This window comes from Streptococcus dysgalactiae subsp. dysgalactiae (assembly GCF_900459225.1).
GTDB classification, from domain to species: Bacteria; Bacillota; Bacilli; order Lactobacillales; family Streptococcaceae; genus Streptococcus; species Streptococcus dysgalactiae.
Genome location: NZ_UHFH01000003.1, coordinates 563,139 through 575,955, shown reverse-complemented (window position 1 = coordinate 575,955; position 12,817 = coordinate 563,139). Strand labels below are relative to the sequence as shown.

Here is a 12,817-nt window from a genome sequence, read left to right as displayed (position 1 = left end):
ATTTTATAGGAATTTTCACTAGGATAACGAAAAATCAGCCCAAAGACTGATTTCCGATTTTAAAAACGTCTTTCTTCAGGTATCCAGGCTGAAATAGAGCCTGCCTCCACCTTAATATCAAGCCAACCATCTTCAGCCACCACTACCTTTTCAGAACAATGACCTAAGTAATCGACAAAGGTCTGCCCGACAAAGTCTTGACCGATTTCCACATGCTTCCAGCCTTCATCACCATTTGATAGGATAACTGCCAGCGGATGGGGATGTTCTTCATCGCCTAAACAAGTCCAGGCAATGCAATTAGCGTGATCAAAATAATCGACTTGTTGCCCGTAAACAGCCTCTTTACGCAACAGCGTCAACTTGTCAAGCACTTCTTTAAAACTAGCTTGAGCAAAGTCTCCGGAAATACCATAGTAATCGCCATAGAACAGACAAGGTTTGCCTTCTTGGCGTAAGAGAATTAAGCCGTAGGCCAGAGGTTTAAACCAATCTTCCACTGTGGACTCCAAAGCTTGACCACGTTGCGTATCATGATTTTCAACAAAAGTAATAGCCAAGTCAGGCCTGCTAGCCACTAAACTTCCTTCAAAGATATGTGTTAAATCAAAATCCTTTCCTTGATGACTGGCGTTAAAAAAAGACATGTGAAGACCGACATCTACTAAAGCAAACTGTTCATTGGTGGCTTCCAAGTAGTCTTCCATGGAGTCTTGGTCTGACTTCCAATACTCACCAAAAACTTCTAAATCTGGTTTGATTTGAGTGCGAATGTCATTGACAAAGGTTTGGATAAAATAAGAATCAATGTGTTTGACGGCATCTAGACGAAAACCTTCGATTCCTGTTGTCTCAATAAACCACTTAGCCCAATCCTGCAAGTTTTGAATAACTTCTGGGTGTTTGAAGTCCAAATCATTGTACATGAGATAATCAAAATTACCATGTTCGTCATCAATCAAGTCATTGTTAGCCCAGCCCTTATTGTCACCTGTAATCATGTAAATGCCAGTTTCATTGTTCTTGGCATCATAATCAAGCCCCGTGAAATGATACCAATGCCATTTAAAATCATTATAGCAACCATTTCGACCAGGAAAGTCAAAACCAGTCCAGCCTTCAATCTCATAAGCTTCTGTCAGAGCTTCCTGGCGATTTTCAGGATCCATTTTGATGACAAAAAAACGTTCCTTATGATCTCCATTGGCCTTATGATTAAGAACAATATCTGCGATTGGTTTGATGGCAGCTTCTTTCAAAGCTGCAATAAGTTCGAGATATTCTTGCTTACTACCGTATTTGGTAATGACTGTGCCATTTTGATTAAATTCCCCTAGGTCAAATAAATCATAAACACCATATCCCACATCATTAATACCAGTCCCTTTAAAAGCAGGAGGAAGCCAGAGCTCAGTCACCCCTAAATGCTGTAATTGTGGAATACTTGCTTTCACTGTTTTCCAGTGGTTACCATCTGCAGGAAGATACCACTCGAAAGCCTGCATGATTAGTTGATTTGTCATTACTTCTCTCCTAAAAAAGGCTGTGATATCAATTTCCCCAGCCTCTATCTGTCTTACTTATACCAATAAAAGAAATTGAGCCTCTTTTTAGGGACAACATAAAGTACTATCTTTTAGTATTTCGTTTTTTAACAAATAATACCCTACGGTAACCTATTTAGTGGTTCCGCGTTTTTTAATACCATGATTCAAAAGAATTTCTTTTTCTTCCAATTCTTCTTTGTTCATGATTTTAGTCAACATCCGCATGCTGACAGCTCCCAAGTCGTAAACGGGTTGGCTGATAGAACTCAAGTTTGGACGGGTATATTGAACAACTGGTGAATCATTACTTGTGATGATTTCAAAATCTTCTGGAACGCGTTTGCCTGCTTCAAACAAACCATTTAAAAGACCCGCTGCTAACTCATCTTCAGCCACATAAGCTGCTGTTGCTCCTGAGTTAATCACACGTTGTGCCAATTCAAAGCCTTCTTTATAAGAATAGTTAGCTTCAAAAACAAGTCCTTCTTTGAAGTCAAGTTTGTTGTGCTTCAAGCCTTCTTTGTACCCCGCCAAACGTACTTTACCATTGATGTCATCAATAAGTGGTCCTGACACAAAGGCAATGCTCTGATGGTTTTCTGCCAAGATATCAACCACATTAGACACAGCTGCCTTATAGTCAATATTAACACTTGGTAATTGATGATCAAGGTCAACTGTCCCTGCTAAAACAATCGGGGTGCGTGAGCGTGAAAATTCCGCACGGATTTTTTCAGTCAAATGGTGCCCCATAAAGATAATACCGTCAACTTGCTTAGCAAAGAGGGTATTAACAACGTTAACCTCCTTGTCATCATCCTCATCACTAGAGGCAAGTACAATATTATATTTATACATAGCGGCGATATCATCAATACCTTTGGCTAAAATAGAAAAATAACTGTTTGCAATATTTGGAATCACAACCCCGACGGTTGTTGTTTTTTTGCTGGCGAGACCACGTGCGACAGCATTTGGACGATAATCTAGGCGGTCAATGACTTCTAAAACTTTCTTACGCGTGTTTTCCTTAACGTTTTTGTTGCCATTAACAACACGACTAACAGTTGCCATAGAAACACCAGCTTCACGGGCAACATCATAAATCGTGATGGTATCATCTGTATTCATTTTTTGTCTTCCTTTCTATTTGAAAATTACGCTTTCAAAAAATATTTTAGCATGTTTTGTAACCACTTTCAAGTATTAAAGGTTAATTTTTGAAAAAGTTTTCAAAGATTGACCTCAAGCTTGATTTTTTAATCTTTTTTTGGAAAAATAGTAGGCAGAAAGAAGGTTTTCCTATGACAAAATTAGACCAAATACGTTTGCATCTTGAGCAAAAAGGATCTGAACTAGCTATTCTTTCAGATCCTGTTACCATTAATTATTTGACTGGATTCTTCTGTGAGCCGCATGAGAGACAACTATTCTTGTTTGTCTACCATGATTTAGCTCCTGTGCTTTTTGTACCTACCCTTGAAGTGGCCAGAGCTAGCCAAGAAGTTGACTTCCCAGTCTTTGGCTATGTGGATTCTGAAAATCCTTGGGAAAAAATCAAAGCCGTTTTACCAAATACAGCGGCCAAAACCATTTATGCCGAATTTGACCACCTTAACGTCAGTAAATTCCATGGGTTGCAGACAGTCTTTTCAGGGCAATTTGCTAATCTAACCTCATTTGTTCAAGGCATGCGCCTCATCAAATCAGCTGATGAAATTGAGAAAATGATGATTGCTGGTCAGTTCGCTGATAAGGCCGTTCAAGTTGGTTTTGATAACATCTCCTTGGATGTTACCGAAACAGACATCATCGCTCAAATTGAATTTGAAATGAAAAAACAAGGCATCAACAAAATGAGCTTTGACACTATGGTCTTAACGGGTAACAACGCTGCCAATCCTCATGGGATTCCGAGTACCAACAAGATTGAAAACAATGCTCTTCTTCTCTTTGACTTAGGAGTTGAAACCTTAGGCTACACTAGTGATATGACACGAACAGTTGCGGTCGGTAAGCCCGATCAATTCCAAATCGACATGTATAACCTTTGCCTTGAAGCCCACCAAGCAGCTATTGACTTTATTAAACCAGGTGTTACAGCAGCTCAAGTTGATGCCGCTGCCCGCCAAGTCATCGAAAAAGCTGGCTATGGAGAGTACTTTAACCACCGTCTGGGGCATGGTATCGGTATGGATGTGCATGAATTCCCATCCATTATGGCTGGGAACGAGCTTGTGATCGAAGAAGGCATGTGCTTCTCTGTGGAACCAGGCATTTACATTCCAGGTAAAGTTGGTGTCCGCATTGAAGATTGCGGTTATGTCACTAAAGACGGCTTTGAAGTCTTTACCCATACCCCAAAAGAATTGCTTTACTTTGAAGGTTAATCCCTACCCAGACATCACTCCTAACGAAAGGAAGGTTATTCTTATGAACCAGTCCATTCATCACCAATTACAACAAGCACTACACTTTAGAACAGCCGTTCGTGTTTATAAAGATGAAACGATTTCCGAGAAAGACTTGAACCTTATTTTGGATGCTGCCTGGCTAAGCCCTTCTTCTGTTGGCTTAGAAGGCTGGCGCTTTGTAGTCCTAGATAATAAGCAAATAAAAGAAGAAATCAAACCCTTTGCCTGGGGCGCCCAATATCAATTAGAAACAGCTAGCCATTTTGTGCTGTTAATTGCTGAAAGAAATGCTAGGTACGATAGCCCTGCTATTAAAAATAGTCTCCTAAGAAGAGGAATAGAAGAGGGAGAGGGACTTGAGAGTCGTTTAAAACTTTACGAGGCCTTTCAAAAAGAGGACATGGACATGGCAGATAACCCTAGAGCGCTCTTTGATTGGACTGCAAAACAGACCTATATCGCTCTTGGTAATATGATGATGACAGCTGCCCTGTTAGGAATAGATTCTTGTCCTATTGAAGGGTTCAACTATGCAAAAGTTGACACTATTTTAGCAACTCATGGTATTATTAATAAAGACAAAGAAGGTATTGCCAGCATGTTGTCCTTGGGCTACCGTCTCAGAGATCCCAAACATCCTCAAGTTCGCAAACCTCGTGAAGAAGTGATTTCAGTAGTGAAATAAGGAGAATATATGAAAGCATTACACACCTGTATCCGCGTCAAAGATCTCGACAAATCAGTTGACTTTTACACCAAGGCCTTTCCTTTTAAGGAAACCCGTCGAAGAGATTTTCCAGACAGCCAATTCACTCTCGTGTATTTAGCGCTTGAGGGAGAAAGTTATGAGCTAGAGTTGACCTATAATTATGATCACGGTGACTATGATTTAGGAGATGGTTATGGCCATATCGCCCTTGGCTCTGACAATTTCGAAGAAGACCACGAAAAACATCGTCAAGCAGGATTCCCTGTCACAGATATTAAAGGGTTAACTGACAAATCAGCCCGCTACTACTTTATTCAAGATCCCGATGGCTATAAAATTGAAGTCATTGACTTAAATCGTTAATAGGTTAAAAACAGAGGAAAATTCCTCTGTTTTTTTATGATATTATCACTTTTTTAGATTTTTTAAATCAAATAAAAGACCACCTGTCACTATCCTTTTCTGTATGAAAGAGAAAAGGATATCTAAAGATTATCTTAAAATAACTCAATGTCCTTTGAAAAATCAAATTAATAACTTATTTTCTTGTTTCATTCATATGGAAACACTCATTTTTTATTTTTTATATTATCTTTCATTCATTTTCATAACATTACATTGCTATAAAATTATTTTTATTAGATTCATAATTTTTAACATTAATAATGATATACTTAACTAGTAAATAAAAAAGGAGGACTTCCCATGTCTAAACTCAGAAGGAAATGGCTTTCCCATTCTCTTGTAGCCTTAGCAATGACCTTATCATTAGGATTTGCTCCTAATGCTCAACTTCACGATAGTGTTACCTATGCTCAAGAAACAGCTGTCACGCAAGACTGGACGTTGGCTCAGTACCCAGACTATTATGTCATTGAAGGAAAATCGGCTATTCAAAAAGAGGCCTTTCCTCAATTGAAAACAACGACTGAGAAGGTCTATAAAAAAAGTGGTCGTAGCACAAAACGTGTCACTGTTTCGGACCTTCAATATGCTGATCTAGATGGTTACAATCGTTCTGGAGTAGCTTATGGCATTATCACTAAAGATATGATTGACATGTCAGCAGGCTCTCGTGAAAAATGGGAAAACGACTACAACCCAAGTGGCTGGTTCTCTTATCAATTTAAAGCAGATGGTCGTGCTGCTACTGAGAATGATTATAAGCATAGCCCAAGACAAGTAAAACGCATCCCAAATAATCAGGAAGTCAGTATTATTTTAAGTAATGGTAAAGTTCGTCACGGCTACCTCTTTGACCGTAGTCATCTCATTGCAGACAGCTTAGGAGGACGCCCATATCGTAATAATTTGATTACTGGAACCCGCACTCAAAACGTAGGCAATAATGACCGTAAAGGCGGTATGCAATACATTGAAAATAAAGTCTTAACCTACATCAATCAAAATCCTAGTGTACATGTTTACTACAAAGCAGAACCCGTCTATGTGGGAACAGAGCTAGTCCCTCGTTACGTGGTTGTTTCAGCTTTATCTTCTGACGGTGTCATCGATGAAAAGGTGCGTGTTTTCAACACCGCCAATGGCTTTACCATCGATTACCAAAATGGAGGTCTTCTATCTGATATAATGTTTGAAGAAGAAACAATGACTGATAGTGACGACACTCTCACAGAAGATACCAAAGAACCTAATACAGATGAAGAAGGCACTGATCAGATCAGTCCAGATGCAGCTACAAAGGATACCACTACTGACTTAGACAATCAAAGGATTGTGTATGTTGCAAGTAACGGAAGCTCTCCTGTCTATTGGTACCATAAAGAAAACCTTCCAGCTGGCGTCAACTTAGATAGGCTCGTTGAAATGACAGAACAAGATGCTTTAAGCAGAGACAAAAAGCATTCTAGTACAGAACCAACTCATTAATGAAAACTGCTTGAGGTGCGGCGACGTTACCTCAGCAGTTTTTTTATTTTTGGGAAATCTCTGTCATTTGACAGTTTTTTGAAATATCTTAGCTTTTGTGATACAATTTGTCAAAAGATTAGAAAGGGACACCCCTATGACGCTTTTATCTGTAATTATTCCCTGTTTTAATGAAGAAAAAGCTATTCTTCCTTATCTTGAAGAGATGCGTCAGTTGGAACTGTCAATGACTAGTCAACTCGCCTTTGAATATATTTTTATTGATGATGGTTCTAAAGACCAGACTCTGAACATCTTACGTGATTTAGCTACTCGCTTTCCAAACGTTCATTACCTGTCCTTTTCGCGCCATTTCGGAAAAGAAGCAGGGCTATTAGCTGGATTAGAAGAAGCCAAAGGCAACTACATTACTGTAATGGATGTGGATTTACAAGACCCACCTGAACTTCTCCCACTCATGTATGCGAAGCTAAAAGAAGGTTATGATGTGGTGGGTACCAGACGTCAAAATAGACATGGCGAACCTCTCGCTCGTTCTGTCTGTTCCAATTTATTTTATAAGCTTGTCAATCGTTTGTCAGACACCGAAATCATCAGTGGGGTGCGGGATTATCGATTAATGACCAGGCAAGTTGTGGATAGCATTCTTGAGCTGGGTGAAGTTAATCGATTTTCAAAAGGTATATTTTCATGGGTCGGTTACCGGACGACCTACATCAGCTTCGACAACCGCAAGCGTCAGCATGGGAAAAGCCATTGGAGTTTTTGGGGCCTGTTTCGCTATTCCCTAGATGGCTTTGTTAATTTTTCAGAAATGCCTCTGACCATTGCAACTTGGGCAGGAACCTTTAGTTTCTTAATTTCCATTCTTGCTATCTTATTTATTGTGATTCGAAAATTACTCTTTGGTGACCCTGTTTCCGGCTGGGCCAGCACTGTCTCAATCATTTTATTTATGGGAGGTATTCAACTCTTTTGCATGGGCATTATCGGGAAATACATCTCAAAAATATTCCTTGAAACCAAAAAAAGACCTGTCTATATCATCAAAGAAAAGCATTAATAGTCAAAAAGAGCCAAATCAGAAACAAAACCACCACTATTCCCACCAAAACCGGCAAAGGGGTAACCGCAGACCAATCAAACTGTCCTGCTAGTGCCTCCACCACCTTCCCTAACCCATAAACAGCAACAAAGGCTAGTCCAAGGTTCAAACACTTTTTCTTCCTAGTCATTGACAATGAGAAGATAAACATGGGAATAAATATCATCCTCAGTCCCATGTAATGTAACCTAATCGGCTCTCCCTTGATTAAGCATGTTATCAAAAGCGCTAAGAATACTACCAAAAGTCTAGCTATTGCCTCTCTTAAGATAACCAAAGATTTTGCCATCAATCAATTTCCTTTGCTCATTCATAGACACTCTTTATGACCAGTGGTCGCAACTATTTCAAAATCAATCAAAATCGTCTACGCTAAACCCACTAACGATAAGACCTGAGCCAGCTTCTAAACCTCGGGCTTCTCATCGTCAACTCCTGTTTGTCATCATTCAGTAGGCTTAACATGATTAGCAATGATTCACACTTTTCATCACGCGTTTGATATCACGATCCTGCTCACGGCGTTTAATGGTTTCGCGTTTGTCATAATCGTGTTTCCCTTTAGCCAAACCAATGAGAACTTTAGCAAAACCATCTTTCAAGTAAACCTTTAAAGGAACTAAGGTCATTCCAGTTCCTTTGAGTTCATTTGCCAGATGTGTAATCTCACGTTTTTTGAGCAACAGTTTGCGGGTCCGTTCAGGATCAGCGTTCCAAATATTACCTTGTTCAAAAGGAGCAATATGAACGTTGACCAACCACGCTTCCCCATTCTTAATTTGGGCAAAGCCATCTTTCAGTTGAATACGGGCTGCACGAACACTTTTAATCTCAGTTCCCGTTAAGACAATGCCTGCTTCAACGGTTTCAACAATGTGATAATCATGTCTAGCCTTTTTATTTTGCGCCAGTAATTGTCCTTCCCCTTTTGCCATAGTTAACTCCTTTTACGACTCTTCTTTTTTGCTTGTTCTTTGTAAAATGGTTTTTTAAACCCTTTTTTAGTTTTACCTTTGGTTTTTGCCTTGGCTACTTCTTTAGATTCTTTTTTCTTTGTTCCTTTAGATGATTTTGAGGATTTACGGCGATCTCGTCGACTAGCTTTATCCGACATCTTGATTTTTTCAACCACATCAAAGTCGCTCGGTAAATACTCAAAGTCAATGTCACCAGTTTCCTTGTCAGCCTTAACCAATTTCACACGAATAGGTTGACCAACTTTAAAGATTTTACCTGATTTTTCACCTTGAAGACTTAGCGTTCTCTCGTTAAAGTGATAGTATTCCGGTAAGCCAGTGATGTGAACCAAACCTTCAATCGTATTTGGTAGCTCTACAAAGAGACCAAATTTAACTACGCTTGCCACAATACCATCAAATTCTTCGCCGACATATTCAGCCATGTACTCTGCTTTCTTCATGGCTTCCACCACGCGCTCCGCATCGATAGCACGACGCTCTAACTGGGAAGAAGATGTTGCCAGCTCTGGAATGACTTGGGCAAAATGGTCACGCTTTTCTTGACTAGGCTGAGTGTACTCACGAATCATGCGATGAACCAATAAGTCAGGGTAGCGACGGATCGGACTGGTGAAGTGGGTGTAATATTCTGCGGCCAAACCGTAATGGCCATGATTATGTTCAGAATATCTTGCCTGTTGCATAGAGCGTAAGAGCATCATGTTAAGCACTTCTGCTCCTGGTTGACCTTCGACTTTTGCCATAAAGGCTTGCAAGGCTTCCTGAGAAATCTTGTTGGCTGTTCCTTGAATTTGGATACCAAATATGCTAGCATAATCAATAAATTTTTGAAGTTTTTCGGCCTTTGGTTCTTCGTGAATACGGTAGATAAATGGTAACTTAGCTGTTGCAAAATGCTCCGCAACACACTCATTGGCTGCTAGCATAAAGGATTCAATCATCCGCTCCGCAATTCCTCTTTGACGAAGCACTACATCTACTGGCATCCCTTTATCATTGACAATAATTTTTGCTTCTTGCGTATCAAAGTTTAAGGCCCCTCGTTTTGAACGCATCGTTTCCAAACTCCGATGCAAAGCCACCATGAGGGTCACATCATCAGCAATACTAGCAAACTCTCGGAGCGCTTCTTCATCTCCTGCAATCATGTCATTGACCGCACTATACGTCATTCGGTAAGTTGTCTTAATCACTGATTGACAGATTTGATAGTTGACCACGCGCCCCTGCGGGTTAATTTCCATTAAGGCTGACTGGGTCAAACGATCAACGTTAGGATTCAAAGAGCAGATGCCATTTGACAAACGCTCTGGTAACATCGGAACCACACGATCTGTGACATAGACAGAGGTACCACGCCTAACAGCTTCCTTATCAAGGGCAGATCCTTCTGTCACATAATAAGAGACATCCGCAATATGTACCCCAAGTTCATAATTACCGTTATCTAGTAGCTTAATATGGATAGCATCATCTAAGTCTTTGGCGTCCGCACCATCAATAGTAATGGTGGTTTCTGAGCGCAGATCAACACGGCCTATTAAATCTTTAGCAGTTGGTGCTTCTGGAATTGCATTGGCCTCAGCTAAAACTTCTGCTGGAAATTCTGAAACAATATCCATCGATTCAAGGACTTCCAAGACATCAATCCCAACATCTCCTTGATGGCCTACAATATCACGGACACTGGCCACAAAATAATCGTGTCCGCGTGTGGGATATTTATCAATATCAACCTTGATGATTTCAGTGCCTTTAAGCACAACAGGTTCTTTCTTAATGTAGATTTTTTGTTGAATTTTTTGATTTTTTGACTTGATATAACCAGCGTATTTTGGTTTTTCATCGTCTAAAATAACAGTTCCCACAGCCGTTTTTAATGAGCGTTCTACAATCGCTACCACTTTAGCTTCAGCCGCAGTCCCTTTGAGACGGTCTGCTGGTTTTTTAATAGTTGCTTCTACGATATCGCCATCAATGGCGTAACCAACGTCATTACGGCCGATAAACATATCGTCTTCATTCTCATCCACGGACAAGAAACCAAAACCTGCTTTGTTGGCACGGAAAATCCCCTGAACAGTAGCCTCTTTCTTCTTTTCTCTCTCTTTTCTAAGTGCTAAACTACCGTCATTTGAGAAACGTAAAAGGTCCTGACTTTCCATTTTGGAAATGGTTTTAATAAGGCTGGGAAAATGCTTGGCTCCAGTCATCTCTAAGGCAGCAGCCAAGTCATTCACGTTGGACTTGCCATGCTCCTTGAGGTAAGTCATAATTCTTTCTTTCATAATACCTAATTTCTATTTCTGTTTTAATTGTTTTAGATCATCAATCTAGCTCACTGATAAAAAAATGAGCTAGACTAACTCTGTCAAGCTCACTCCTTATTTACTTGATAAAATTGCAAGCGCAAGCGCAATTGCTAGCCAGAAAAATACTAGAACTGCTGTAAACCGTTGCATGAATGCTTCAAAGCCACGAGCTTTAGTACGTTCAAACAAGGCTTCTGAACCGCTGCTATCAAAAACATTGCTACTTGGGTTTTTTTGAGGTTGCATGAAGATAGCAATCACAAGTAAAACCGATAACACGAGCAATATTGTAAGTAGTAAGTTGTACATGTTATTTCCTCCACTATTGTCTTGACCATTCTAACACAAATCTTATCAAGATTCAACATGTAGGGTCACTTTTCTCTCCTTAGGGCAGTACTTAGGAACCTTAATCTTTTCCGGGTGACTGCTCTTATTTTTACTGGTCAAATAATTCTTGCTGCCACACTGGCTGCATTCTAAATTAATTTTTATTCTCACACGATATCCTTAACCTTGATGTACTTTTTAAATATAATCAAACTCCAAACCAAATTGACAAAGACAATCATACTGGTCACATAAAAAACGGATCGATAACCTAAGACAACCGCAACATTTGACCCAATAAAAGGGCCCAAAACCTGTCCAATATTACCAAACATTTGATTATAAGAGAAAACTCTGGAAATGTCTGCTTTTGGTGTCAATTTAGTCAGCAGAGAATTAATGCTTGGCATCAACGCCCCTACTCCAAACCCATAGGCAAAGCGTAACAAGCCCAACTGAAGACTGGTTTGTGCTAGAGCACTCATGACATACATGATAAAACTGTAGAGTAAAGCTCCTAAAAGTAAACGATGGTTACCAAAACGGTCACCTAATTTACCGAGGTAAGAGCTGCTCAAAAGACTGGAAAAACCCATGGCTGAGACCACCAGACCTGACACAAACATGAGGTTTTGCGTTTGCCCAAGATGTCGAATATATAGGGACAAAATAGGGGCAACCGATTGAGCAGAAATCTGAATAATCATACTGGTTACAAATAGGCCGAGCATGATTTTTCGACTCTTTACTTGCTTTAAAATATCTTTGGTAGTACCATTTGAGACTTCTCAATAGGCTCAAAATCTTCTTTGACATAAAAAACTGTCATTAAGGAGCAGAGCAATAAGATTATCCCTACCAATAAAAAGACCTGACGAATACCTAATAGTTCTGCTAAAACTCCCCCAATAAGAAGACCAATTAAGGCACCAGCTGTCACTCCCGTTGCCAAAGTCCCTAGGGTATAGCCGGATTTTTCTTGAGGAACTTGGCTGGCAATCAAAGCCGTTGAATTGGGGGTATAGCCTGAAAAAATCCCCGTTAACAGCCTCAAAACAAGCAGCCAAAACACATTAGGAATAACCGCTAATCCTCCCATGGTAAAGGTCATGACAAAACTTGCTCGAAGCATCATCGGTTTTCGACCATAACGATCAGCAAGTTTTCCCCAAAGTGGCGCAAATATAGCTGACGCTAGTGCCGTAATGGCAACTGCCAAACCGGTATACCACTCCACCAATGCCTTAGGGGCTCCTAGTTCTTCAACATACAGGGCCATGAATGGCATGACAAGTGAAAAGCTTGCCCCAGTAAAGAAGTTACCAAGCCAAGCCACTTTTAAATTTTGTTTCCAATTGACAGTTGTTATCGCTTCTTCGCTAATAGGTCATCATCTTCTTTCCAAAATACCTCTGACTATTATACCACAATTCTCTCACAGGCAAGCAAAAAGCAGACTAACTAAACTGAGCAGAAAGAGAAAAGCTTTCCTCAGGCCCAACAGGACAAGACCCCTCAGAAAGCTTTTAC

12 protein-coding genes and 1 pseudogene are annotated in these 12,817 nt (G+C 40.0%); 5 read left to right on the top strand and 8 right to left on the bottom strand.

Translation table 11 applies throughout. The annotated features are described in order from the left end of the window. Window positions 1-59: 59 nt before the first annotated feature. Both DYD17_RS03255 and ccpA read right to left on the bottom strand, forming a co-directional pair. Window positions 60-1,523, bottom strand: a complete 1,464-nt coding sequence (locus DYD17_RS03255; protein ID WP_003049928.1) for an alpha-amylase — start codon at window positions 1,521-1,523, stop codon at window positions 60-62. A gap of 153 nt (window positions 1,524-1,676) precedes the next feature. After that, complete coding sequence (gene ccpA, locus DYD17_RS03250) at window positions 1,677-2,678, bottom strand: catabolite control protein A (protein ID WP_003049927.1); 1,002 nt, start codon at window positions 2,676-2,678, stop codon at window positions 1,677-1,679. A 173-nt stretch (window positions 2,679-2,851) separates the two neighbouring features. Between ccpA and DYD17_RS03245 the strand changes: the two genes are divergently transcribed. The 5 genes from DYD17_RS03245 to DYD17_RS03225 all read left to right on the top strand — a co-directional run bounded on the left by DYD17_RS03245 (window position 2,852) and on the right by DYD17_RS03225 (window position 7,623). Continuing rightward, window positions 2,852-3,937 carry a M24 family metallopeptidase gene (locus tag DYD17_RS03245; RefSeq protein ID WP_115253249.1) on the top strand — a complete coding sequence of 362 codons (1,086 nt, stop codon included), beginning with the start codon at window positions 2,852-2,854 and terminating at the stop codon, window positions 3,935-3,937. 43 nt (window positions 3,938-3,980) lie between these two features. Then, complete coding sequence (locus tag DYD17_RS03240; RefSeq protein WP_003049925.1) at window positions 3,981-4,646, top strand: NAD(P)H-dependent oxidoreductase; 666 nt, start codon at window positions 3,981-3,983, stop codon at window positions 4,644-4,646. A 9-nt stretch (window positions 4,647-4,655) separates the two neighbouring features. Then, window positions 4,656-5,033, top strand: a complete 378-nt coding sequence (gene gloA, locus DYD17_RS03235) for a lactoylglutathione lyase (RefSeq protein ID WP_003049924.1) — start codon at window positions 4,656-4,658, stop codon at window positions 5,031-5,033. Window positions 5,034-5,375: 342 nt separating this feature from the next. Beyond that, window positions 5,376-6,560, top strand: a complete 1,185-nt coding sequence (locus DYD17_RS03230; RefSeq protein ID WP_115252708.1) for a DNA/RNA non-specific endonuclease — start codon at window positions 5,376-5,378, stop codon at window positions 6,558-6,560. Window positions 6,561-6,696: 136 nt separating this feature from the next. Continuing rightward, entirely contained in the window at window positions 6,697-7,623 is a 927-nt protein-coding gene (locus tag DYD17_RS03225; RefSeq protein WP_003049922.1) for a glycosyltransferase family 2 protein, read from the top strand. Here the strand turns inward: DYD17_RS03225 and DYD17_RS11100 are convergent. The 6 genes and pseudogenes from DYD17_RS11100 to DYD17_RS03195 all read right to left on the bottom strand — a co-directional run bounded on the left by DYD17_RS11100 (window position 7,607) and on the right by DYD17_RS03195 (window position 12,575). Then, the gene (locus DYD17_RS11100; RefSeq protein ID WP_236593289.1) at window positions 7,607-7,774 is read right to left on the bottom strand and encodes a hypothetical protein; all 168 of its coding nucleotides are present in this window, start codon (window positions 7,772-7,774) and stop codon (window positions 7,607-7,609) included. The two genes, DYD17_RS03225 and DYD17_RS11100, sit on opposite strands and share 17 nt — an antisense overlap. A gap of 358 nt (window positions 7,775-8,132) precedes the next feature. Then, entirely contained in the window at window positions 8,133-8,600 is a 468-nt protein-coding gene (gene smpB, locus DYD17_RS03215; RefSeq protein ID WP_003049918.1) for an SsrA-binding protein SmpB, read from the bottom strand. A 2-nt stretch (window positions 8,601-8,602) separates the two neighbouring features. After that, complete coding sequence (rnr, locus tag DYD17_RS03210; RefSeq protein WP_164549210.1) at window positions 8,603-10,933, bottom strand: ribonuclease R; 2,331 nt, start codon at window positions 10,931-10,933, stop codon at window positions 8,603-8,605. Window positions 10,934-11,029: 96 nt separating this feature from the next. Then, on the bottom strand, window positions 11,030-11,266 hold the full coding sequence (gene secG, locus DYD17_RS03205; RefSeq protein ID WP_003047129.1) for a preprotein translocase subunit SecG: 237 nt from the start codon (window positions 11,264-11,266) through the stop codon (window positions 11,030-11,032). 45 nt (window positions 11,267-11,311) lie between these two features. Continuing rightward, a complete protein-coding gene (gene rpmG / locus DYD17_RS03200) occupies window positions 11,312-11,458 on the bottom strand; it encodes a 50S ribosomal protein L33 (protein WP_003047126.1) in 147 nt (48 codons plus the stop codon). Then, a pseudogene (locus DYD17_RS03195) lies at window positions 11,455-12,575 on the bottom strand (multidrug efflux MFS transporter). Before DYD17_RS03195 ends, rpmG begins: the two are co-directional and overlap by 4 nt. Window positions 12,576-12,817 lie beyond the last annotated feature (242 nt).